Here is a 23,028-nt window from a genome sequence, read left to right as displayed (position 1 = left end):
AAGCGACTCAGATCAGGATCAGACATTGGATCCCGGCTCACTGGCCGGGACGACGTCAATCAGACTGTCTTTGCCAGCCACTTCAGTGGCGTGGCATCTCACAAGCTGCAATGCTAATTCACCAAACGCACCCAGCCTGATGATGAACGGCTTGAAACCATGAATAAATCTCATACAATTGGAAAGCCGTCTGGTGATGGCCGCGCCTGCGGCTCGCCAAGACTGCCATGAAATTTTTTTCTCCATATATCCTGTATGTCAGTCCACTTTGACCCTGAACTTAACACCCTCACAAGATCAAGTGTGTATACTGTTGTACCCATGAAATATTCACCTGTTTTATGCATTCGCCTGTTTTGCCTTGGTTTGCTGATGAGCTGTCAGTTGGTTTTTGGGCAAAACTTTCAAACTGATTTATCTGTTCGCGTTACTTCCGTTGAATTTGCCGATGGCATCGAGCCAGGCGAAAGTGGTCAATTGCAATTTCAAGTGACTAACCATGGGCCCGATCCGATCACCAACCCGGATGCAAGATTAGCTGTGATGCCAGGATTCAATGTCACACAGGATTATTGGATATATACAATGTTGCTCGAAAGTCCCTTATCCGAAAACCACTGTAGTTTTGAATGGCGACACATTGACCCGAGACCACCTGTCAACGACATCATGTATGTTCAAAGTTTCACCATGCATGGTCCACTCGCTGTTAACCAAACCAAAACCTGTACCCTAAACCTGACTTTTGAACAAAGCGGACAACTGGAGACTTTATGGTGGATACCAGCCGCCGAGGAATGGGACCCTGATCAGTTAAACAACTATTTCCGTTTCGTTTTTCGCGGACAAGTACCTGCTGTGCCCTTGAACATAGGATTCATTCTGATGGGTTTATTTGGCTTAATCGCTTTGTGGGCACTGTTCCAGAAAAAACCAACCTAAAAGTCAACCAATCCTGTAAGAATAATGACACTGAGTTGCGGCCTTCAGTCCACGTTGTTGAACAGTCCTTCGATTCCCCGGATCACTGCGGGAATCAAATGAAAAACATGCTTACCAAATCGCCCGATCATCACCATAACGGATGCTTAAACCGGTGATATAGGTGGATACGAAGATGCTTGCTGCCACGATTTTGCTGTCATACACAAACAGCACCAACATGCCCAGCAGCAACAAGGACAACTCCAGCCAAACCTGCATTTTTCTCGATGGTACGCCAAAAAAGAGCAGCCTCAACCACCAGGGTTGGGCCTTCCAGTGTTCCGAGTGTTTATCAATCACAGTCACCTCCTCAGTTAATAAAGAAACATCCACCTGAAACACCGCTGCCAATGACTGCAAGGTTTCCAGGCTGGCTTTGTTGCCACTTTCTACCCGCTGGATGGTTCTCACATTAAGGTCACAGAGGGCAGCCAGGTGTTCCTGGGACCAGTTGTTCTTATTGCGCAGTTTTTTGATGATCATAAGTGCTCCTTTGTGGTGAGGGGTCAGTATGTATATTTTAGCTAAAACCGGCCACGACTTTCGCCCGACAGTGATGTTGGTATGCGCTGAGATCCCCACTGAACCGGACATCCTGAGTGCGTCAATCCGCTCCAATGATGTCAGGCAAGCCCAGTTTGTGAAAAGTGGCTTTCAGCTGTGCACGATAAGCCGGATTGCCCTCATCCGGTCCGGGAATGGTCGGTAGGTTGTAACAATGGGCGTTGATTATGTTTCCTGGTTCAGTAACCACCTGAACCAATTCCGGGTGATAATCTTCCAGACCCGGTGCGCCATACAAGCGCTCCAGGTCGCTCGCAGACAAGCGGTACAACATGCCATAAACCCGCTCACCATTCGCTGGAGCCAGGGTCGCCCGTTGACCGATGTGTAAGGCATAATCCGCTAAACTCACTGGCTGGCCCTGAGGTGGTTCTACCCCCATGGATAAAAGCACTTCCGGGTCCATAAACAGACCATAGAAAAAAACCTGCTGTGACTGTTCATTCACTGGCTATACCCCGCTTTTCTCAGTACGGGCAATCACTCGCCTTAATACCTGAATCAGATCCAATCCTGTTTCATTCTTATAAAAAGACTTCAGCAGAGCAAGCAGTGCTTTGGCATCCTCGATTGACAAATTTTCAGCATGCCAACCTGATCCAAACGCATCATCACCATGGAGCAACACGTAGTTCCAATGCTCAATGGCTGCATCTGGTACACCAAGCTCATTCAACAACCCCTTATTATGACTGAGCCATTGTCTCTCAGGGTCTTTGTTGTCTTGCCTGAAACTCATCTGATTGAATTGAATGACACCAGTGCATCATATAAGGAATGATCTGGGGACTTCATTCAATTTTGTTCCCAACAAAATTGAATGCGGCCACGGCGATCATGTCATTAAATCAAGCGCACTACCCTCTGATTAAATTGCGTTTAACCAACCGGGTCAGCGGGTTGAGCTTATCATCAGCTCTTCCAAACTAAACAATTCACTGAGCAGACGTGTCATAAATCAGCCTGCATTCACGAACCCTTGTTGTACTTAATCACACTCAAGGAGAACAACATGAAACCAAGCGGAATCAACCAGCTCATCACCGCCACCTTCCTGTGGCTGCTGTCATTTCAGGCCTTTGCCGTCAGCTGTGGTGATGTGCTGACCAGCAACACCACACTGACCGCGGATCTGCATTGCACCACCGGCTGGTATGCGCTGGAAATCGGTGCCGATGGGGTGACCCTGGACCTCAATGGTCACAGCCTTTCGGGCACCACGGACCTGGCCGGAGTGGTGGTCTATGGACGCAGTGGTGTTCAAATCAAAGGCAATGGCGGGGTCATCAAAGGCTTTTGGGCCGGGGTGAACACCGCCGACACATCTGCACTGAACGTTTCCAATGTGGTGTTTTACGACCTTGGCGTGGGTGTGGTGGTGTCTTCCGGCAGCGATGCCCTGATCGCCGACAATCAATTCATTTACATCAACGCACAGGGCGTGTTTGTGGCCAATTTTGTGGCCGGCAAAGAGGCCAACAACAACGTCATCGACAACAATGAATTCTATGAGAGTGCATTGGGTGTCGAATTGTGTGGTGATGACAGCGACCGCAATGTGATCAGCAACAACCTGATCTGGAAAAGCTGGTACTACGGCATCAAAGTGTCCCGCAGCGATGAAAACACCATCCACAACAACAAGGTACAGGATTCTTACCAAACCGCGATCCGCCTGGACAATGCCTCCTACAATCAGTTGCAGAGCAACTCATTGAGGGTCGGTGACCGGGGCCTTGAGATCTACGCTGATGGCGGCAGTGGCTGCCTGCACACCGGCGCCAACCGCAGTTTCAAAAACGCCTTTCAGGGTAATCACACCATCGATTTCAACTCCGGCATCATCCTCGGTCTGGGCATCCTCAGCAGCAGCGAAGTATTTAAAAACCAGATCAATAACAACAAAATCTACAACAATGCCACCGGCATCTTCTTCAACAATGACGCCCACCACAACAATGCTGTGGGTAATGCCTACACCGGCACCGCCACTCCGATCGTTGATGTGGGGGTGGGCAACAGTTATTGATCCTGATCGACTGGCTCATGGAAATTCCTCAGTGGAGGGCTGATACCAGAGCCAACAAGCCAACGGAACGCGGACTTCAATCCGCGTTCATTGATTCAGTTTTTGGCTGCTGTGAATGGCTCAGTATTCGCAACCACACGGGCGATTGTCAGCCACTTCGCCCGTGTGCATCACTGGTTTTATGATTTCGGCACACAACCACAAACCGACATCACCCCAGGCTGGGTGGTGTTCCACTGGCCATTCCACCTGAGGCTGACATCACCGCAGGTTTGGGGGCAGACGGTCTGCGCCTCCTGGTTACTCCATATGGGACCCGCCTGAATATCCAGTGCATCGGGGTTGCTGCAATTGGCCGGTTGGGTCGGTCCGCAGTAGCCGGCATTCCCGGGTATTGGCTGAGGCTGACCACAGTCATTACTGGTGCCGTTCAGGGCATTGCCCATGTAACAGGCATAATATGTCGGATCGATCAGACCACTGGTCCAGACAAAGGCTCCTCCGATATCAGGGTACTGACTGATCACCTTGGTCATCATTGCCGCACAGTCAGGATTGTTTCGCTGATAGTAATACTGACAGGTATTGGGGAAACCCCGGCCGTGAGGAAACTGGTCTCCCAGCACAGAATACGGCGCCAAACCCATGACCATTTGCCTGGCTCCCAACTGCAAAGCACCTGTGGCTGCACAATTGGTGGTACTTGCCTGTTGTAATTCACCACCGAGGGTGTTCACCAGGTCATCAACTTGTTGTGGCGGGAAACCAATGGCACCACCTGAATAGTATTGTCTGCCTGCAATATAGCTCAAACCATTGTCCTGAAAGGCACAGCTACCACCTTGTAAGGCCACAGCACTGTAACCTGAATAATCCACATAAGGCGCGAACGACCACAGGTATTTATTCTTGATGGTGGTGGTGTTACCGATGGCTGTGAGCAGGTTGACAAAACCTTGTTGGTTACCGCCCTCCAAATCAATGTCCAGGCCATGAATACCATAGGCTGTAAAGAACTGATCGAGGTAGAAAACAGCACAATGAATGTTACCCACACCTGATCCATTGAGGCCGCAATTGGTGGCATTGGCGGTGATGCTGGTGGTGGCCAGTCCGGCCAGGTAATTGTTGGTCTGACCGCCAATCATGGAAGCAAATAACTTTTTATCCCCGTTTGGGTTCAATGCCTGAATAGCGCTCAGTACCGGCTGCATATTCGCGGGTACTTGCCAACTGGCATCCAGCGGCTGACCGCCTCCCCAATGGATTGGGTTGGCCTGCTCAGCAGGGGTGGTACACTGGCTACCGTTCCCACCCGGGCACAAGGTCAAACCCATGATATTGAAACGGGTGAACACCGTTTGCCCATAAATATGTGCCGTACTGAGGGTCAGACTGCCCAGTGGTTCCGGTTGGGTGTTGATGTAAGCGGCATTGATTTTTCCGGCCTGACTGCTGCCGCTGAACAGCAGCATCAAGATGAAAATCAAGGTGGTGATGAATGGTCCGGTATGTATAACTCGGTACATGTGTGTCTCCTCTTATGATTGAAATAAACACCAGTCTCTTCAGACCAGTGGCTGTTTCAATCATTATCCGGGATGAACAACACCGAAGTTCTTACCCATGCCTTGAGACTTCTTACCGAGTTCTTACCAGAATGACCAGCTTGACTTGTGTATCAGGAAATCATCATGATTGAGCACAAACTCAATCACTGAGTGTGCTGCAAAGCATTAAAAACCAAAATAGTCACTGATACCTTTGAGGATATTGGTGGTGGCAACAGCAGCCAGGAACATTCCGGTCTACAACTGCTCCCAGACTGTAAACACATCATTTTTGGTTAACAACTCCGCTGCAAGCATTGCACCCGGACTGGCAATTGATGGAATTGCCAGTGGAAATACAGCGGTTTCATGACAGTCTTTTCCGTACAACTTGAGCTCTTCTTCTGGCTTGCTGTCACCGAAAATCATCTTCAGAGCAAACAAAAAAAAATCACACCACCGGCAATCTGAAAGGCCGATAAAGGAATGGACATCGCTGTCAGGATCAACTCGCCGGCAACCACAAAGAATGCCAGAATGAAGGTTGAAGCCATGAATGCAATCAATGCAATCTTTCTTTTAACGGCCTGTTGATATCCATCAGTCACAGCGATGAACACCGGCACGGTGCCAACCGGGTCTACCACTGAAAAAATACAATAAATATGGCCAGGAAGTCCAACATCAATCCTCAGTTAAGATAACATGCACTGATTCATTTGGTGGTAAGTGGTTAAATATCAATACCGGACCACTGACTGTTTACGACTTTTCAACTGTAAAGACTTTTGGTCAAACCGGATTTGCAGGGGTTGTTCTCCCTGCCAGGCACCAATGTGCAGGTGGGGGTTACGGGAAAAGCCGTTGTTGCCCACTTTGGCCACAGTCTGCCCGGCCCTGACCACATCGCCGGGTTTGACCTGAATGTCGTCCACGTGGGCGTATAAGATGCGAATGCCTGCTTCATTTTTAAAGGTGATGGTACTGGCTTTCCCTGGTTGCATGATGCCGGGCCGGTTGGTTTTGGGGTTGGTAAACGTGGCCTCCACCTCACAGTCACAGGGCGCCAATACAGCTTTCCCATAGCCGAACCAGTCTTTGTTTCGGTGGCCACGTTTCTCAAAAGAACGCACGAACATGCGATCTTTGTGTTGATACCAGGCCTGAATCACACAATCGGTACCCAGCGCATCCCCAACATGGTTGAACTGGCCATCCCAGTGCTCAATACAACTGAATACCTCGTCATGCGGAGCATGGATTTTAATCCAGTCCTGCTGTTCTTTAGCCATGGCAGCAAACACACTGCACATTCCGGCCATAAACCAACTCAGCAGCAAGGGATTAGATGGGTTATTTGGATTCTTCATTTTTTGATGGCAACAAAGCCATGATGGCAAAAAGTGCACCATAACACAGCGCAAAATACACACCCAAATCAATGAGCAAATAGCCCAAATGGAACGGGTCCTGAATGAAGTTGTAATGAAAATCATAATAAGAAAAGATAATCCGTTTTGTTGTCAAACCGATCAACAATGCGACAAATAAGGCCCAGTTATTGTATTTCATGTGACTTCACTCCCTGTTTACTTAATCAATGTATGTTCCGATCTTCAATGATCATAAACACATCATAACCAATCAATTTTTGATCTTCAATACTGACTGGCAAGTCTGTTCACATGACTCACCAGGGCCATGGACCTCTGATCAGCCTCACCGCACGTTTATCAAGGCCCATATCATGCAATGAAAAGTCCTGCTGATCATGTACTTTCTGTACAAATGGAATAAACCAGCTGCATGATTCTCGGTGGGATTTTGGCAGATCATCACGGATGTGTTCAAGCGCCCCCTGGGCATCAACCGGCCAGTTTCCATCATAACCACCACCGACCCGGAAAGGTTGCTTCAGATGGGCAGGCGCAAACACCAGGCCAGCTGTGTGGTTAAACACCAATACAACATAATCCAAACCCTGATCCAGCGCTTCGCAGTGCCAGGTGGGTAGCGTCTTACTCATCAGTCGCTGTGATCTTTGAATACATCAATGCGTTTTCCGTTGGGTGGTGCAAAGGCATGTTTGAAAGTAAAAGCAGCGTCAGTCGGGCCATTGATACGCAATAATTCCAACCTGATTTTGGCTTCTTCCAGGGAGGGTATACGCCCCTGTTCTACCCACCATAAAACCATGTGAACATCGAGCTTGTCAAACCACTCTTTGCGGCGACGCATGATTTGGGTATGACCTGCATTGCGGTAAACAAAATCAACCAAAGAATATACATCCTGCCAAACCGACAGGTTCACCGCGATCAGTGGATCGGTAAAGGCCTGCACATCCAGGGCATCATTGCCTTCACCAGTAAAACGCCAAACGAAACCCGGATGTGATTCAGCCAGGGCATTGACCCGATCCAGGTTGTTGACAAAGTCAGCATTGGCTGGATGTTCCTGTGGCAGTCGGAACTGGGCAATGTTAAGTTGAGCCAATTGGTATTTCATGATTCCTCCGGTGTTATCAATGACCACCCATCAGGCCACTGAGCAGTTAAAAAGTTCATTCAGTGGTTGACTTAAGTTCCGCCTCCATGAATAATGCAGCTTATTCGCATATACGAATATACATAGTTAATGTCATGAACGCCAGTGAATTTTATAAAAACCTCGCCGACCCCACCCGCTTGCGCTGTCTGTACCTGCTCAGTCAATGTGACAGCCTGTGCGTGTGCGATTTCATGGCCATTCTGAATGCTCCTCAGTCACGCATTTCAAGACATTTCAAATACCTTCGTGATGCCGGACTGGTGCTGGATGAGCGTCGTGATCAGTGGGTGCATTATCAGTTGCATCCGCAACTCTCCGACCCATGGAACGCATTGCTTCAAAAAAACATGCAAGCCTTGGCTCATGAAGATCCTTTTGCAGATGATCTGAGCCGGCTGAACACTTACCTCAAAGAGGGCTGTTGCTGATGAAAAAAAACATCCTGTTTTTATGTACCGGAAATTCATGTCGATCACAAATAGCCGAAGGCTGGTTGCGACATGTGAAAGGTGATAAATACCGCGTATTCTCAGCGGGCATAGAGACCCATGGCTTAAACCCCAATGCGGTCAAAGTCATGGCAGAAGCCGGGGTCGACATCTCCGGTCACCAATCACAACTGCTGGACGAATTTGCCGGTCAGCCCCTGGATCTGGTGGTCACTGTCTGTGGACATGCTGCAGAAAGCTGTCCCTTGTTCCCGGGCCAAACCCGGGTGGTACATGTGGGTTTTGATGACCCGCCGAAACTGGCTGCTGAGCTGAGTGACCCTGATGCCCGGTTGGATTGTTACCGAAGGGTGCGTGATGATATTGGCAGATTCGTGAACGACTTTGAACAAAGGGTGGGGCTCTGACTGACCACCCTCAACAATTGTATTGACAGGAAATCAAATGGGACTTTTTGAACGCTATTTATCGGTTTGGGTGGCCTTGTGCATCCTCGCTGGTGTCATCCTGGGTAATTTTTTCCCTGGCCTCTTTCAACACATTGCGGCCCTGGAATACGCCCATGTGAATCTGGTGGTCGCGGTGCTGATCTGGGTGATGATTTACCCGATGATGGTGCAGGTTGATTTCAGTGCGATCAAAGATTCGGGCAAAAATCCGCGTGGACTGATCCTGACACTGGTAATCAATTGGCTGATAAAGCCATTTACCATGGCTGCGCTGGGATATCTGTTTTTTAAAGTGTTTTTTGTATCCTGGGTCGATCCACAAACCGCCAATGAATACATTGCAGGAATGATTCTGCTGGGTGTGGCCCCCTGTACGGCGATGGTGTTTGTCTGGAGTCAATTAACCAAAGGCAATCCCAACTACACCCTGGTACAAGTCTCGGTGAATGACGTCATCATGATCTTTGCCTTTGCGCCCATTGCAGCCTTTTTACTGGGCATCAATGACATCACCATACCCTGGCAAACCCTGGTGCTGTCGGTGGTGTTGTATGTGTTGCTGCCCTTGTTGGCCGGTGCACTGACCCGCAAACTGCTGCACAATCGCATTGAGGGCTTGCTGCACACCCTCAAACCCTGGTCGATCATTGGGCTGTTGGCCACGGTGGTGCTGCTGTTTGGCTTTCAGGCCGAGAAAATCATCAACCAGCCGACCGCCATTGTGCTGATTGCCATTCCCTTACTGATCCAGACCTACGGCATCTTTTTCATTGCCTACTTCATGGCCAAACGCCTGCGGCTGACCCATGACATCGCCGCCCCGGCCTGCATGATTGGCACCTCCAACTTTTTTGAACTGGCGGTGGCCGTGGCCATCAGTCTGTTCGGCCTGAATTCCGGCGCCGCCCTGGCCACCGTGGTCGGCGTGCTGGTTGAGGTACCGGTGATGCTGTCGCTGGTGGCCTTTGCCAACCGCACCCGTCACTGGTTCGACCAAGGAGCCCATCATGAATAAAGAACTGATCAACATCGAAGCTGAGAGCTTTCAGCACACCAACCTGGAACAGCTGTTTGCCAACCGCCAATCCAGTCACGCACCGCGCATCCTGTTGCTGTACGGCTCACTGCGCGAACGTTCCTTCAGCCGGCTAGCGACCGAAGAAGCCGCCCGCATCCTGCAGGAACTGGGCGCGGAGGCCAGAACCTTTGACCCGCGGGGTTTACCCCAACCAGACACCGATGATGGCAGTCATCCGAAAGTCAAAGAACTGCATGAACTGGTCAACTGGTCAGAAGGCATGGTCTGGTGTTCACCGGAACGCCATGGCTCGATGACCAGCATCATGAAAGCCCAGATCGACTGGATCCCGTTGTCCATTGGCTCGGTCAGGCCCACCCAGGGCAAAACCCTGGCGGTGATGCAGGTCAATGGTGGCTCACAATCCTTCAACACGGTTAATCAGCTGCGCATTCTGGGCCGCTGGATGCGGTTGCTGACCATCCCCAACCAGTCCTCAGTGCCCAAAGCCTGGCTGGAATTTGATGAGGATGACCGCATGAAACCATCCTCACTGTATGACCGGATCGTCGATGTGATGGAAGAATTGGTGAAATTCACCTGGTTGACCCGTGACATCAAGGAGTATTTGGTAGACCGTTATTCAGAACGCAAGGAAGACCTGGAAGCGTTCAAAAAACGCATCAGCCAGCGTTCGGATTGATGACACCATAAGGTGAGCATGAACTGTCAGTTGTGTGACCAGGAGGGGCTCAGCTGGGCGAAAAAATTCGCTCAAATCTGGGGCCGGCCATTGCGTTGTGATGTGTGCGGCGCCCGCCACCACCTGAGTGTGTTTGATCAACCATTGAAAAATGAGGAATCCGGTTGTTACAACACCCTGTTTGAGTTGGTATTCACCTTATTGGCCGTGCCCTTTGTGTTCTTACTGTTTTGGCTGCTGGACAATCACACCTGGCCTTTGGCCCTGTTGGTGGTATTCGTGTTGTGGACAGTCATTGGTTTGTTGTTACCGGTGCAACTCAATCCTGACCATCCCGAAAACCGGCTGATCAGGCAACAACAGTCAACAGATGATGTACCCGATCAGCGGCAATGATTGAAATCATTTAAATCAAAGGGTTCACTGCTTCACAAACGTCAGGTTTTGCACCCTCCCGGCCTGTAGTTTAAAACCGCTGATTTGACCATCGGTGCGCTGGAAATCCCAGATGGTGCCCTGGTAACCCAGTTGATCGGTGTCCATGGCATTCAGTTCCGCAGGTTCATTGTTCAACACCTGCACCATCAACTTATCGCCATCCATCTTCAGCTGGTAGACCACATCCAGTTCGGTACTGTAGTAATCACCAACAAAATCAGCCAGCACCACTGCTGAGGCATCGGTGTCGGCCTGGCGTTGCCATTTCGAGGGATTACCGGCCTGCAGCAGATCGATGGCCTGGGCCTGTTGGTTTTTGAAATCAGTGAAGGTGAAGGTGATGGACCCGTCCTCACCAATTTGATACACATTGCCACCGTGCTTGCTGTTCTGCAAATCATACTCAATGCCATTCCAGGTTTGTTTGACATGCAACACCTCACCGGCCGCAGTGACTTCCAGCTGGACCCCGGGTTGAACCTCATAGCTGCCCACCAACTGATCCAGGCTCGCAGATGGACCCTGAACAACCAATGCAGGCTTGGGTTGTTCCTCAATGGTCGCGTTGGCTGGCTCTTGTGGCAGATACAGTTCAGCCACCTGCAAGGCTTTTTGAGTGGGTCTGGCATCTCCCCGGTTAGCGAACACCACCACACTCAGTTGTTGATCAGGGAAACGCAAGAGTTCAGCACGGAAGCCCACAAAGGCCCCACCATGACTGATCAGCTTGTGCCCCTGGTGTTCACCGATGAGCAAGCCACCGGCGTAATCAATGGACTTGCCGTTGCGCAATGTGCCTACAGTGGTAATGGTGTTCCAGAATGACTCTTTGAGCACCGTGCGGTCGTAAAAGGCCGCGTCCCATTTGCGGATGTCATTGAGTGATGTGAAGATGCCACCATCACCAATCATGTTCAAGGTGGTCATGCTGATTTGGTACCCACCAGCAGTCACAGGCACATATCCGGAAGCCCGGTTTTTAACGATTTTTTTGTGGTTGTTGTGAAAGTGGGTGTGTTGCATGCCCAATGGTTCAAACACATGTTTTTTGGCGTAATCCGCCATGTTCATGCCGGCGGCCTGGTTGACGATCTGCCCCAACAACCAATAACCTGAATTGCTGTACAGGTGTTCTGTTCCGGGTTCAAAGTTCAGTTCCTGCTGATTGATCAGCCACTGCATGATGTCTTTGTCTTCGTAATAGTCCTCATCGGTCAGACCTTTCAGGTAAGACAAGGTGAGGTAATCCCGGATGCCACTGGTGTGGTGGATCAACTGCCGCACGGTGATGTTTTTGGCATACTCAGGAAAGTCCGGGAAGAAGCTGTGCAAGCTGTCATCCAGACTCAATGCTCCCTGTTCGGCCAGCAGCACCACACAAGCGGCGGTGAATTGTTTGGACGTGGAACCAATGCGGAACACCGAATCGGCATCGATTGGAATGTCATATTCCAGATTGGCCATACCATGGCCTTTGGCGTACACCAAATCGCCTTGGTGAATCACCCCGACAATGGCGCCGGGGGTGCCAGTCTGCCAATCAGCAAACAAGTCGTCCACTGACGAATCAGGTACTTTTTTGGCCACTGCTGAGGCGGCGAAAACAAGTAAACAAATGGGGAATAATTTCATGTCAGGGGCCTAATTATTGAAGGAAAGATTCTATGCCATCGCAGCAAGCAGGTAAAGTGACTTGTGTCAGAGCGTCTGACCAATGCGTTTGAAGCCTTCCAGAAACGCCGATGGCCGCCAGTGCATCCAGATGAATTTGGCTTGTCCAACGATGTTTTTCTCAGGAATCAAACCATACACCCGGCTGTCTTTGGAATAATCGCGGTTGTCACCCATGCCAAAGTAATGCCCCTCAGGCACGATCAGATCGGTGTGCGCAAATGGCCGCCGCACGCCGTTGGCCTGCAGGATGTGGTGCGCCACCCCACCGGTGGATGCATTTTTCATGTTCAGCCCACGTGGATCAATGTCATCATGAAAGCCTGTATAAGGTCCAACATACTGCGCATCCAGCAATTCACCATTGACATACAGTTGTTTGCTGCGTTCATCATAACGGATGTGATCACCCGGTACGCCGATCACCCTTTTGATGATGTCCTCTGAAGGATCCTCCACTGAGCGAAACACAAACACATCACCCCGTTGGGGCTGACCGGTTTCCATCAGGGTGTTGTGAAACACCGGCATTTTCAGACCATAAGCGGTTTTATCGACATAAATGAAATCACCAGTCAGCAGCGTCGGCATCATGGATGAGGAGGGGATGCGAAACGGCTCAAAAGCAAATGACCTCACCGACAGGACCAATAACAACAGTGGGAAGAAATTGCCCACACTGGCCAGGGTTCTGACCGTTTGATGTTCAGACTTGCGCCATTTTTTGTGCCTGCTGACCAACCATGCCAACAATGTCAGACAAGTACCCAAAAACAAAAAAACCTCATAATCCCAATGAAAGCCACTCATGACCATCTCCGCTGTGAAATAATCTTTATGGAGTATGCTTTGACTAAAAGGTTCCTTGTGGTCAGCAAAACCTGACTTTATACCCACAAAAAAAACGGTCCCGAAAGACCGTTTTTTGATTTCAAGCTGAGATCGGCGGTTTAATCAAAAACCGGCAATCCACTGGGCACCGTCAGCGGTACTTCGTTGCGTAAATTTAAACTGCGTCGGTCAGTGGCGGCATCCAGAAAGTCAATCAACCTGGCAATTTGCGCATCACTCAGTAAACGGGGTGTGATTTCGCTGGAAGCCAGGATTTGAGCGGTGCGGTTATCATCATCCAGCACCGTCCAATCGATGGCATTGAGCGTGTCATTGGTTGGTAGTTTAACCTGTGTGCGATCATAGTTGGCAGTGGCTTCAATCGGATCCAGATGATGCTTGATCAAATCTTCCAGACGATCATAGGCGCCAGCGTGACCCCAGGGACCGGTGAGCAATGCGTTGCGGGCGGACAGCACACGGAATTTAAACCGGTCTGCCGGGTCACCAGTGACCCGTTCACGACCAAAATCGTCCTGACCATCACTGTAACCATCCAGGTTATCACCTTTACCTGGCCCCAGTTGAATCATGCCAATTGACTTGAACGAATCCGCCGGACCCAACAGCTTTCCGGAGTGACAATCGGCACAACCCGCGTCTCCATAGAACAGATTCATGCCAGCAATCTGATTGGGGCTCATGGCCCCTTTGTCACCACGCAGGTACTGATCAAAGGCTGAATTATCGGCCCGCCAGATCACTGCTTCGAAAGCCGCCAGTGAATTGGCGATGTGCACATAAGTGATGTCGGAGGCTTGATTCACATCATCAAAAGCCCCTTTGAACAGGTCAACGTATTCCGGGATGTTCTGAATGCGCGTAGCCAATAAATCCCACACCCCGCCAGGCCCTGCCAAGTTACCTGCTGCTGCCTGATCAGCCACTTCATTTTCACCAGTCTGACCTGCCATTTCGGTGCCTGATGTGACTGGAAACATGGCTTGTGCTGCCAGGGTATTGTCCAACCCCAACGGCAAGTCATCACCAGCAGGAGATACAAAACCACTGGGTTGAGAGGCATCGGCAAATACCCTTCCGTCATGGAACATCACGGTCATCTCTTTGGCGCCGGCATTGAATACATGCGGTGCATTGCGGGGCACCCGCTCATGAACCTCATCATGCTCAAATCCGGTATCCCGGGAAACCCCAAGTCCGGAGCCACCCTCACCAACAGACAGCGACAAACCATCTCCGGTGGCCGCCATGCCATGATGACAAGTGGCGCAAGAGTCATTCATGTTTCCACTGAGGATTTTGTCATAGAACAACAGATTTCCCAGTGCCACTTTCTCGGCGCTGTACAAATGAAAGTCTTCATCCGTTAATGGCTCGGGCAACTGAGCAAAAGTATCCATCGTCGGCACCTGAGTGGCGGTGGCGTTGATGATGTCTACAATCTCCTGAAGCATTTGTTGAAAGAATGATGTTTGTGCATTGGCCTGAGCTGAGAACAGCATGGCTGCCATCAGCACAGTGATGGCTGATCTTTTGAATTTCATATTTTCCCCTTTTGGTTATTATTTGATTTGTGTTCGGACTAATCAGTGAAGGACAGTGCCGCCACTTTCACGCTTTTTTCACATCATCATTTTGAGCCAATGGTGATGGATTATCAAGTATTAATTTTTACTTATATAACAACAACCACAAAGCAACCCATATCCACAGAGCTTGCGCTTGATAAAACAAGAATTCACCAATGAAATGACAAAAAAAAACAGGCACACCTTTGATGAGGTGTACCTGTTATCATTTGACAGATGGTCAATCGTTACTTTGATTCCATCCTGGCTTGACTTCAGTTATTGGCTCCAAAGTCATGCATAAAGATCACATCGTTGGCACTGCACTGGGTTGGTGCAGCCACTTCGATGTCATCCACATACCAGCCTTCACCAGATACCGATGAATCACAGGACATGCGCCACCTGAACAACACGGCTTCACCGACAAAATCATCCAGATTAACAATCACCTGTTCCCAATCAGCGATGCTGCCACTCCAGGCATCCCGGCCACTCATGGGTCCACCTCGCAAGGCTGACGAATAACCGTTTTGCACAAATCGATTGGCATTGGCCGGCACCGAACCGCCGTTGCCATCCAGGATATCAAACCAAGTGGTTCCACCATCGGTAGAGTACTCTATGGCACCGCCGTCCCAGGTGACTTCGGTGTTATAGAAATGGTTGAATTTCAGCGAGTAACCCACCTCAGTGATGTTGACCGCCTGATCCATTACCAGGTTTTGGTCCTTGGTGACAGGTTGATCAGAAACAAACCAGGAGTTCGCTCCTGAGCTGGCATTCACGGTGGTGACCCCCCAGGGATCGGTACCGGTATCGGCTGAACCTGCATTGACATTCCAATCACTGGTTCCAGACTCAATGTCATCGGCAAACAACAACAAATCAGGACCTGTGGCCAATGCTGACATGGCAGGCAAATCACCCTGGTGATTACCGCTGGCACAATGGCCATCGCCATTGCCACTGTTGTCCTCAGCCAGGACTTTATAGAAAAATTCCTGACCTTGAGCAATTCCCAGATCACTGTAAGAAGTGCCGGTTTCACACGATGAAATCATGTTCCCTGGTGACGGTGTGAACGCCTCTGTGGATGAACGATACACGTTATACACCACATCATTGCCACAGCTGGCCGTCGATTGTGACCAGTCGACCTGAATGCCACAGGTTCCGGATTTCATGTTTGAAGCCTGATCCACACCTGCAAAAGCCGGGGCCAGGGTACAAATACCGGTCGCAGTTGCCGCATCACAGGTTGAGAACGAGGAGCTGCATGACTCTGCCACATCATAAGTTTTGATTTTGTATGAATACTCCGAACCACCTGAAACATCGGTGTCAGAAAAAGCGGTACCATTAACGCCTTCAGCAATTTTTTCATATGCAGTCGACTGACAATTCCCCACTGAACGGTATACGTCATAAGTGTATGGGCCGCCGGATGGAGGCGCTGTCCAGGTCACATCAATCTGATTATCACCATTGGCTGCTGCGGTCACCGCGCCAGGCGCGTCTGGCGAATCACAAACTGCACCATTGGGTAAATCGGCGCCCAGATCAGTGATGATGTTTTGAATGGGTACACCACGGTTTGGATCATCGCCAGCACCACCTGTGGTGCATGAACCACTGCCTCGACAATGATGCAAAGCGACAATCTTGTGATCACTGTAGCCCAAAACAGGTGATCCTGATGAACCACCCTGCGTATCCAGCCAATATCCAACATCTTGTGGACCGCCTGCACTACAGGCTGCTTCCGTCACGCTGTTGACCTGACCCAGGCCGGCGTTGCCATTCACATCATCTGGATATGATGAGTTGAATGCCACCCGTTTACCCCAACCAGCCGGATGCTGTGGAATGTAGATTTGTTCATTCAGCACGGCGCCAGTGGCTCGCAATTGCATGAAGCCATATGTGGAGGGCAAGTCATTGACCGTATTGGTGGGTAATAACAGGGCATAATCAAGCGGCGCACTGTCTTTGATAAAGGTGGGTCCCGAAGCCTCAATGATACCGGGACAACCCAATGATGACGCACAATTGGTGGCACAATCAGGGCCCTCAGCCATCAATTCCAATGTCAGGTTATTGGCGCCTGATTGATCGGTAACACAATGCTCGTTGGTGAGGATGTGACCTTCGTCACCCACCAACCAACCGGTACAATGGGCGTTGCCATTGGAAATGATCCTGACCACTGCACGGGCTTTGTCATAGACCTCAGGCTCTGAATTCATGAAACACTTGGCTTCCTGACTGTCATCAGTGGTACAAATCGACTCATTGTCAAAGCCCATTTCTGTGCGGGTGTACCCACGGGCAAACTGACTGATGGCATAACCTTTGCCACCATCTTCTGAAGCCACATACAATTCAACGATTGCAGTGTTACCGTAAATCGGAATACCCCAGAAACCACCTTTGGTTCCCTGGCCATTGATGCCAGTACCTTCATAAACCCATTTTCTGGAATTGTCCGGTGAACGTAAGACCACATAATCACCAGGTCCCAGATCCATCATACTGAAGTAAGGTGCAATGTATGTACCACTGGCATAATGAATGACATCAGTCCAGACCAGCGCAGCTTGTCTGGATGGATTACCTGGATAAGGTGAAGGGGTTTGGTAAGATCCTTTGATGTATTCTCCTACGATGGCCGCTTCATTGGCCACCAAACTTTGTGATCGGATGGGTTTGGCTGGTTTGTTTTGAAATGTTTCCAGTAAAGAAACGGTGTGGTTGGATTCATCCAATATCTCAAACTGACTGAATCCGGTAGTTGATATCATCAATATCAACAGTATCAAAATATGTCTGCTCATGTGGCATTGCCTCTTTTTTTGTAGTATTTTTTATCCTTGGGTTGTGCCAGTCAGCATGCCTGCTCAATCACATACTGCGACCAACCACTTCTCATTATTCCCCCAGCAATAAAGAGTACAACCAAAGCTGCCGAAGTTAAAGCAGAATATACAGCAATTTGCTTTTTCTGACCCGGCAAACAGTAAAAACAGAATTTAGCTTCAATTTTTTAAATATCAGGCATTGACATTAACAATAAACCTGACTAACATGCCAAGCATGACATCACGAATCGCACACATCCACCATCATTTGTTGCTTGACAACGGGGTGGCTTAGTGCCGGTTTGAAAAAAAGTTTTCTTAAAAACCCCGTTCATCGAAACGGGGTTTTTTTTTGCTTCATTTAACGAACAGATCTTTTATATGAACATCAACATCACAGCCAACCACCATCATTTGACCGACATAAGGAGACGGCGCTGCTGAAGTTCGCATTTAATTCACGAAGCCCCGTCGAAAATACGGGGTTTTTTTTGGCCATTGATATGTGGCTGTAACAGACTGAAAAACTGAGAATAAACATGAAAATTAAAATGGCCATTCCCAAAGGCAAACTGCAAATTGAAATTGACCGGCTGTTGTCCGACATCGGCATCAAAATCATGGGCAGTGAACGCAATTACCGGCCCAATTGTTCCGATGAACGTTTTGAGATTAAATTGCTCAAAGGTCAAAACATCCCTTCGTTGGTGGAATTAGGTCAGCACGACATTGGTTTTGCCGGGTTGGATTGGATTGCTGAACAGGGTGCTGATGTGGAAATCATCAAACCCCTTGGATACAATCCGGTACAGATCGTTGCCTGCATCCCAGAAGACTGGGATTATGAAGCACTGAAACAACGCAAAATCATTGTAGCCACGGAGTACATGAATCTGGCTCAAAAGTTCCTTGATGACAATGGTTTCGATGCCCAGCTTATCCGCTCGTATGGTGCCACTGAAGTGTTTCCCCCGGAAGATGCTGACATGGTGATTGACAACACCAGTACCGGAACCACCATCAAAGCCAACCGTCTGAAAATCTGTGATGTGGTTTATGAAAGTGCCACCCAGTTTTTTGCCAACAAAGCGGCCCTGGCAGACCCTGCCAAAAAAGCCGTGATTGACGACATGCTGCTGCTGATCAACGGGGTGATGAATGCCCGTCAAAGGGTGTTGCTGGAAATGAACTGCCAAAGTGAAAACATCGAAAAAATTGTGGCATTGCTACCGGCCATGCGCTCACCAACAGTGGCCCAGCTGTTCAACTCCCAAGCCTATTCAGTGCGTGCCGCCATTCCCAAAATGGCGACCAAAGACCTGATTCCTAAACTCAAGCAGGCCGGCGCCACCGACATCCTTGAGCTGCCCATCAGAAAAGTGGTGTAAACAATGAAAGACGTGTCACTCAAACTGGATTTCAACGAGCGGGCTGATTCCACACCCGCCTGGTTGTCAGCCTTTGCTTTGAACAGCGATGAGCTGTGGCGCTACCCGGACCGTACAGCGCTGGAACAACAACTGGCCACCGACCTGCAGTTGCCACCATCTGCTGTACTGCTGACCAATGGTGGTGATGAAAGCATCGAACTGCTGTACAAATTATGTAAGCTCACTGATCAGTCACTGCTGGTGCCTGAGCCTTGTTTCAGCCAATATACCCATAACCAAAAGATCTGGCAGAATGACACCATTTTTGTGCCAGCCAATGAAGACTTGTCGATCGATACACAAGCCATTACCGCAGCCATGAAACCGAATCAATGGGTGATCCTCACCCGTCCCAACAACCCCACGGGCGAATTCCTGGAGTCCGGTCGGCTGCTGGAGCTGATCAAAGCCGCCAGTCAGGTGGGCGCAAAGGTTTTTCTTGATGAGGCCTATGTTGAATTTGCCAATGAGGGTGAAGGCATCGATTATGCAGCCCATCAGAACCTGGTAACCCTGAGAACTTTTTCCAAGGCCTTTGGCCTGGCCGGCGCACGGATTGGCTATGTCTTTGGCCAACCGGAGCTGATTGCTGAATTCAGGCGACTGGCCATGCCATTTAATGTGTCACGTGCCAACTTACAACTGGCCACAGCAGCCTGGCAGGCCAGGGATGAGGTCAGCGTATATTGCCAGCGCATTGCAGAAAACCGCACCCAGATTGCTCAATTTCTTGACAAAAATGGCCTGCAGCCTTTTCCCAGCAGGGGCAATTTTTTGTTGTTTCAAACCAACCCCCGACAAAAAATACTGTTTGACCGGGTGATGAAAAAATCAGGCATACAGATCAAAACTGAATTGGCTGACCTGCCCAATGCCGTGCGGCTGACCATTCCAGAAAACACGACAGCACTGATGAATGCATTACAGTTAATTCTTGATCCGCAACTGCTGGCTTTTGACATGGACGGGGTGTTGATCGACACCACCGCCAGCTATGATGAATGCATCAGACAAACGGTCGCGACTTTGACCCCACAACAGGTCACCCAACAAGACATCGAAAAGGTGCGCGCAAAGGGTGGCTTCAACAATGACTGGGTGCTCTGTGCCGAACTGATCAAACAAACCGGTAATGCGGTGGATTTTGACACAGTGGTCAGTACCTTTCAGTCCATTTACCTGGGCACGGCTGAACAACCGGGCCTGGTCAGTCAGGAAAAAAACCTGCTGCTTGACCCGATGCGCCAACGGGTGTTCAAATCAAGCACATACCGTACAGCGGTGGTGACCGGCAGACCGCGGGCTGAAGCCGAACAAGGAACAGCACAACTGGACATCAACCCCAATGAGCTGGTCAGTGCTGATGACGTTAGCCAACAAAAACCCGATCCACAAGGGCTGTTGCAGGTGATGAGAGACACCGCAGCAGAACGGGCCTGGTATTGTGGTGACACAGTCGATGACATGCAGGCCGGCCAGGCAGCGGGGTGTGTTTGCATCGGCATTGGTGCCAAAACCACGCAAGCCAAAAACAACCTCTTTCAGGCAGGGGCCGATGTGGTCCTTGAAAACATCAACCAACTTGAGACACTCTTATGATCCAGGTATCACGAGCAACCAAAGAAACCCAGATTGCATTGTCACTTGACATCAAAGGCAATCCAGCTGACAAAGACATAGACACCGGCCTGCCCTTTTTTGATCACATGCTGGACCAACTGGCTTCGCATGCTGGCTGGAACCTCAACCTCAAAGTCACTGCAGATCTGGAGGTCGATGACCACCATGGCATAGAAGATGTGGCGATTTGTCTGGGTGAGGCTTTGTATCAGGCCTGGCAGGATGCCAAACCCAATCAGCGGTACGGCCAACGCCTGCTGCCCATGGATGAAGCCCTGACCCAATGTGCAGTTGATTTGTGCGGACGGCCTTATGCGGTGATTGATCTGCCCTTTTCACAGCCCACGCTGGGCGGCATCAACACCGAAATGTGGGAACACTTTTTTTACACCCTGGCAATCAACAGCAAAATCTGTCTGCACCTTAAAAACCAATACTTCCGCAACAACCACCACCTGGTTGAAGGCGCTTTCAAAGCCCTGGCATACGCCCTCAAAGAAGCCTTACAACCGGTCAGTGGTGAACGCTCAACCAAGGGGGTCTTATGAGCCGGGTGGGCGTCATTGATCTGGACTCAGGCAACCTGCTGAGCATCAACACGGCGATTAAAGCGGCGGGTAATGAACTGACCGTGGTTAAACAACCCAGTGAAACGTTGTTCACTTCAATTGATGTGTTGGTGATGCCCGGACAAGGCCGTTTTGCTTATGTGATGAAACAAATCGATGATTCAGGCTGGCGGGATTTTCTCCTTGAGTGGTACCGCAACGGTCGGCGCCTGGTGGGCATCTGTGTGGGTATGCAGGTGCTGTTTGAAGGCAGCGACGAAGACCCTGAAGCCAAAGGACTGGGGTTTTTTCCTGGTCGATGTCACAAACTGCCGCATCCCAAAACACCCATGGTCGGTTGGGCACAACTGGACTCATACAAACTGTCCCTGAAAGATCAGTTTGCTTATTTCGTCAATTCATTTGCCATCACAGAATGTCATTTCGCCACTTCTAAGGTGACCTATGGCCAACCCTTTTGTGCTTCGGTACAAAAAGGCAATTTGTATGGTTTTCAATTTCACCCTGAGAAATCAGGATCATTCGGTAGGGAGCTGATCAAATATGTATGTCAATAGCCCAAACTCAAACTCTGACCTGACGGCCCGGGTCATTCCCTGCCTTGATGTGGCTTATGGCCGGGTGGTCAAAGGTACCAACTTTAAACAGCTCACCGATATGGGTGATCCGGTTGAACTGGCCAAAATGTATGAACAACAAGGCGCCGATGAATTGGTTTTCCTGGACATCAAAGCCTCTGTTGATGGACAGCAATCGGCCCTGGATATGGTTTATCAGGTGGCCACTCACCTGTCAATTCCATTCGCTGTTGGCGGAGGCATCAAAACCCTTAAAGATGTCCATCAATTTTTTCATGCCGGAGCTGACAAAGTCACTTTGAATACCATGGCTGTGGAAAAACCAGAATTGATCAATCAGATTTCCACTCAATATGGCTCCCAAAGCATTGTGGTGGCGGTTGATGTCAATCATGAAGAAAACGGTGAACTGGCCATTTATACCCATGGCGGTTCACGTCGCGTTGATGTGGACTATCACCAGTGGATTGAAGAAATTGTGGATCGGGGTGCCGGTGAAATCCTGCTCACCGCAATGCACAAAGACGGCACTGGCAGTGGTTTTGACACCGATTTGCTGGCACATTTCGGTGCCGACTTTCCGGTGCAGGTGATTGCCTCAGGCGGCGCCAAAGGGCCACAGGATTTTCTTGATGCAATCCACGCCGGGGCAGATGCTGTGTTGGCTGCCGGTTTGTTTCATCGCGGTGAATACACCGTTGGCGAGATCAAAGACTTTCTGATTGACAACGACATCAAAATCAGAAAGACCTGAAGAACAAGAACAACAGACTTCAACCACATTGAACAAGTGGTTCGAGCTGTTTATCAGGACAAGGCGTGGGTGCACGCAGCATGTGAGCGTATTTTTATACGTGATCATGCGAGTACAACCACAACGCCGAGCCTGACAGATGAACCAATGGATATAATGCGGGTTTTGAACTGTGATTCGAGGCCCGGTTTGACAACGCAAGGCATGTGAATCGAGCACTGATCGTGACATGCCAGACAATGAACAACAACCAAAGTTGAACAAGTGGTTCGGGCTGTGGTTCAGAGCAAGGCATGCCAGCGCACAGCATGTGAGCGTATTTTTATACGTGATCATGCGAGCACTGCCACAACGCCGCTATGAGCCTCAGACAGAATCACGAAAGGAGAAT

25 protein-coding genes and 1 pseudogene are annotated in these 23,028 nt (G+C 49.8%); 12 read left to right on the top strand and 14 right to left on the bottom strand.

Annotated elements, in window-relative coordinates:
* Positions 1-18: 18 nt before the first annotated feature.
* A complete protein-coding gene (locus tag B0475_RS00310; protein ID WP_077409426.1) occupies positions 19-246 on the bottom strand; it encodes a hypothetical protein in 228 nt (75 codons plus the stop codon).
* A 75-nt stretch (positions 247-321) separates the two neighbouring features.
* Between B0475_RS00310 and B0475_RS00305 the strand changes: the two genes are divergently transcribed.
* Complete coding sequence (locus B0475_RS00305; protein WP_157892545.1) at positions 322-942, top strand: hypothetical protein; 621 nt, start codon at positions 322-324, stop codon at positions 940-942.
* A gap of 111 nt (positions 943-1,053) precedes the next feature.
* Here the strand turns inward: B0475_RS00305 and B0475_RS00300 are convergent, their stop codons facing one another.
* The 3 genes from B0475_RS00300 to B0475_RS00290 all read right to left on the bottom strand — a co-directional run bounded on the left by B0475_RS00300 (position 1,054) and on the right by B0475_RS00290 (position 2,287).
* On the bottom strand, positions 1,054-1,467 hold the full coding sequence (locus B0475_RS00300) for a helix-turn-helix domain-containing protein (protein WP_232781817.1): 414 nt from the start codon (positions 1,465-1,467) through the stop codon (positions 1,054-1,056).
* Between the two features lie 121 nt (positions 1,468-1,588).
* Positions 1,589-1,996 (bottom strand): gamma-glutamylcyclotransferase family protein, encoded by a 408-nt coding sequence (locus tag B0475_RS00295; protein ID WP_077409424.1) that lies wholly within the window; start codon positions 1,994-1,996, stop codon positions 1,589-1,591.
* A 3-nt stretch (positions 1,997-1,999) separates the two neighbouring features.
* Complete coding sequence (locus tag B0475_RS00290) at positions 2,000-2,287, bottom strand: molybdopterin-binding protein (RefSeq protein ID WP_077409423.1); 288 nt, start codon at positions 2,285-2,287, stop codon at positions 2,000-2,002.
* 273 nt (positions 2,288-2,560) lie between these two features.
* Between B0475_RS00290 and B0475_RS00285 the strand changes: the two genes are divergently transcribed.
* Complete coding sequence (locus B0475_RS00285) at positions 2,561-3,577, top strand: right-handed parallel beta-helix repeat-containing protein (protein ID WP_077409422.1); 1,017 nt, start codon at positions 2,561-2,563, stop codon at positions 3,575-3,577.
* 179 nt (positions 3,578-3,756) lie between these two features.
* On the opposite strand, the gene B0475_RS00280 is transcribed toward B0475_RS00285, so the two are convergent.
* From B0475_RS00280 to B0475_RS00260, 6 genes and pseudogenes are all read right to left on the bottom strand, one after another.
* Entirely contained in the window at positions 3,757-5,106 is a 1,350-nt protein-coding gene (locus tag B0475_RS00280) for a mannan-binding protein (protein ID WP_077409421.1), read from the bottom strand.
* Between the two features lie 279 nt (positions 5,107-5,385).
* Positions 5,386-5,735, bottom strand: a pseudogene (locus B0475_RS00275) (MarC family protein).
* Positions 5,736-5,867: 132 nt separating this feature from the next.
* Positions 5,868-6,497, bottom strand: coding sequence for a peptidoglycan DD-metalloendopeptidase family protein (locus B0475_RS00270; protein ID WP_157892543.1), 630 nt, complete (start codon positions 6,495-6,497; stop codon positions 5,868-5,870).
* A complete protein-coding gene (locus B0475_RS17555; RefSeq protein WP_157892542.1) occupies positions 6,481-6,699 on the bottom strand; it encodes a hypothetical protein in 219 nt (72 codons plus the stop codon). Before B0475_RS17555 ends, B0475_RS00270 begins: the two co-directional genes overlap by 17 nt.
* A gap of 118 nt (positions 6,700-6,817) precedes the next feature.
* Complete coding sequence (locus B0475_RS00265) at positions 6,818-7,153, bottom strand: hypothetical protein (protein ID WP_077409419.1); 336 nt, start codon at positions 7,151-7,153, stop codon at positions 6,818-6,820.
* On the bottom strand, positions 7,153-7,635 hold the full coding sequence (locus tag B0475_RS00260; protein ID WP_077409842.1) for a DUF3291 domain-containing protein: 483 nt from the start codon (positions 7,633-7,635) through the stop codon (positions 7,153-7,155). Before B0475_RS00260 ends, B0475_RS00265 begins: the two co-directional genes overlap by 1 nt.
* A 134-nt stretch (positions 7,636-7,769) precedes the next feature.
* On the opposite strand from B0475_RS00260, the gene B0475_RS00255 reads away from it, so the two are divergent.
* From B0475_RS00255 to B0475_RS00235, 5 genes are read left to right on the top strand one after another with little or no spacing between them, the layout of a single operon-like run.
* Positions 7,770-8,105 carry an ArsR/SmtB family transcription factor gene (locus B0475_RS00255; RefSeq protein WP_198538045.1) on the top strand — a complete coding sequence of 112 codons (336 nt, stop codon included), beginning with the start codon at positions 7,770-7,772 and terminating at the stop codon, positions 8,103-8,105.
* Positions 8,105-8,533 (top strand): arsenate reductase ArsC, encoded by a 429-nt coding sequence (locus tag B0475_RS00250; RefSeq protein ID WP_077409417.1) that lies wholly within the window; start codon positions 8,105-8,107, stop codon positions 8,531-8,533. Before B0475_RS00255 ends, B0475_RS00250 begins: the two co-directional genes overlap by 1 nt.
* Before the next feature lie 37 nt (positions 8,534-8,570).
* Positions 8,571-9,590 (top strand): ACR3 family arsenite efflux transporter, encoded by a 1,020-nt coding sequence (gene arsB, locus B0475_RS00245; protein WP_077409416.1) that lies wholly within the window; start codon positions 8,571-8,573, stop codon positions 9,588-9,590.
* Complete coding sequence (gene arsH, locus B0475_RS00240) at positions 9,583-10,296, top strand: arsenical resistance protein ArsH (RefSeq protein ID WP_077409415.1); 714 nt, start codon at positions 9,583-9,585, stop codon at positions 10,294-10,296. The genes arsB and arsH overlap by 8 nt, the downstream gene beginning before the upstream one ends.
* Positions 10,297-10,314: 18 nt before the next feature.
* A complete protein-coding gene (locus tag B0475_RS00235; protein WP_077409414.1) occupies positions 10,315-10,692 on the top strand; it encodes a phage holin family protein in 378 nt (125 codons plus the stop codon).
* A gap of 24 nt (positions 10,693-10,716) precedes the next feature.
* On the opposite strand, the gene B0475_RS00230 is transcribed toward B0475_RS00235, so the two are convergent.
* The 4 genes from B0475_RS00230 to B0475_RS00215 form a co-directional block, all read right to left on the bottom strand.
* Positions 10,717-12,366: a serine hydrolase domain-containing protein gene (locus B0475_RS00230; protein ID WP_077409413.1), complete on the bottom strand. Its 1,650-nt coding sequence runs from the start codon at positions 12,364-12,366 to the stop codon at positions 10,717-10,719.
* 66 nt (positions 12,367-12,432) lie between these two features.
* The gene (gene lepB, locus B0475_RS00225) at positions 12,433-13,215 is read right to left on the bottom strand and encodes a signal peptidase I (RefSeq protein WP_077409841.1); all 783 of its coding nucleotides are present in this window, start codon (positions 13,213-13,215) and stop codon (positions 12,433-12,435) included.
* 140 nt (positions 13,216-13,355) lie between these two features.
* Positions 13,356-14,801, bottom strand: coding sequence for a cytochrome-c peroxidase (locus B0475_RS00220; protein ID WP_198538044.1), 1,446 nt, complete (start codon positions 14,799-14,801; stop codon positions 13,356-13,358).
* Between the two features lie 299 nt (positions 14,802-15,100).
* On the bottom strand, positions 15,101-17,662 hold the full coding sequence (locus B0475_RS00215; protein ID WP_077409412.1) for a trypsin-like peptidase domain-containing protein: 2,562 nt from the start codon (positions 17,660-17,662) through the stop codon (positions 15,101-15,103).
* 563 nt (positions 17,663-18,225) lie between these two features.
* Here B0475_RS00215 and hisG point away from each other — a divergent pair.
* The 5 genes from hisG to hisF are packed head-to-tail and all read left to right on the top strand — an operon-like array spanning position 18,226 to position 22,637.
* Positions 18,226-19,074: an ATP phosphoribosyltransferase gene (hisG, locus tag B0475_RS00210; RefSeq protein ID WP_077409411.1), complete on the top strand. Its 849-nt coding sequence runs from the start codon at positions 18,226-18,228 to the stop codon at positions 19,072-19,074.
* A gap of 3 nt (positions 19,075-19,077) precedes the next feature.
* Positions 19,078-20,715 (top strand): aminotransferase class I/II-fold pyridoxal phosphate-dependent enzyme, encoded by a 1,638-nt coding sequence (locus B0475_RS00205; RefSeq protein WP_077409410.1) that lies wholly within the window; start codon positions 19,078-19,080, stop codon positions 20,713-20,715.
* Positions 20,712-21,284 carry an imidazoleglycerol-phosphate dehydratase HisB gene (gene hisB, locus B0475_RS00200; RefSeq protein WP_077409409.1) on the top strand — a complete coding sequence of 191 codons (573 nt, stop codon included), beginning with the start codon at positions 20,712-20,714 and terminating at the stop codon, positions 21,282-21,284. The genes B0475_RS00205 and hisB overlap by 4 nt, the downstream gene beginning before the upstream one ends.
* Positions 21,281-21,862 (top strand): imidazole glycerol phosphate synthase subunit HisH, encoded by a 582-nt coding sequence (gene hisH, locus B0475_RS00195; RefSeq protein WP_077409408.1) that lies wholly within the window; start codon positions 21,281-21,283, stop codon positions 21,860-21,862. Before hisB ends, hisH begins: the two co-directional genes overlap by 4 nt.
* Complete coding sequence (gene hisF / locus B0475_RS00190) at positions 21,849-22,637, top strand: imidazole glycerol phosphate synthase subunit HisF (protein WP_077409407.1); 789 nt, start codon at positions 21,849-21,851, stop codon at positions 22,635-22,637. Before hisH ends, hisF begins: the two co-directional genes overlap by 14 nt.
* Positions 22,638-23,028 lie beyond the last annotated feature (391 nt).

Source organism: Marinicella sediminis (genome assembly GCF_002000055.1).
GTDB lineage: Bacteria > Pseudomonadota > Gammaproteobacteria > Xanthomonadales > Marinicellaceae > Marinicella > Marinicella sediminis.
Note: the sequence above shows the minus strand (reverse complement) of the source record. Positions and strands in the feature narration are given on the sequence as shown.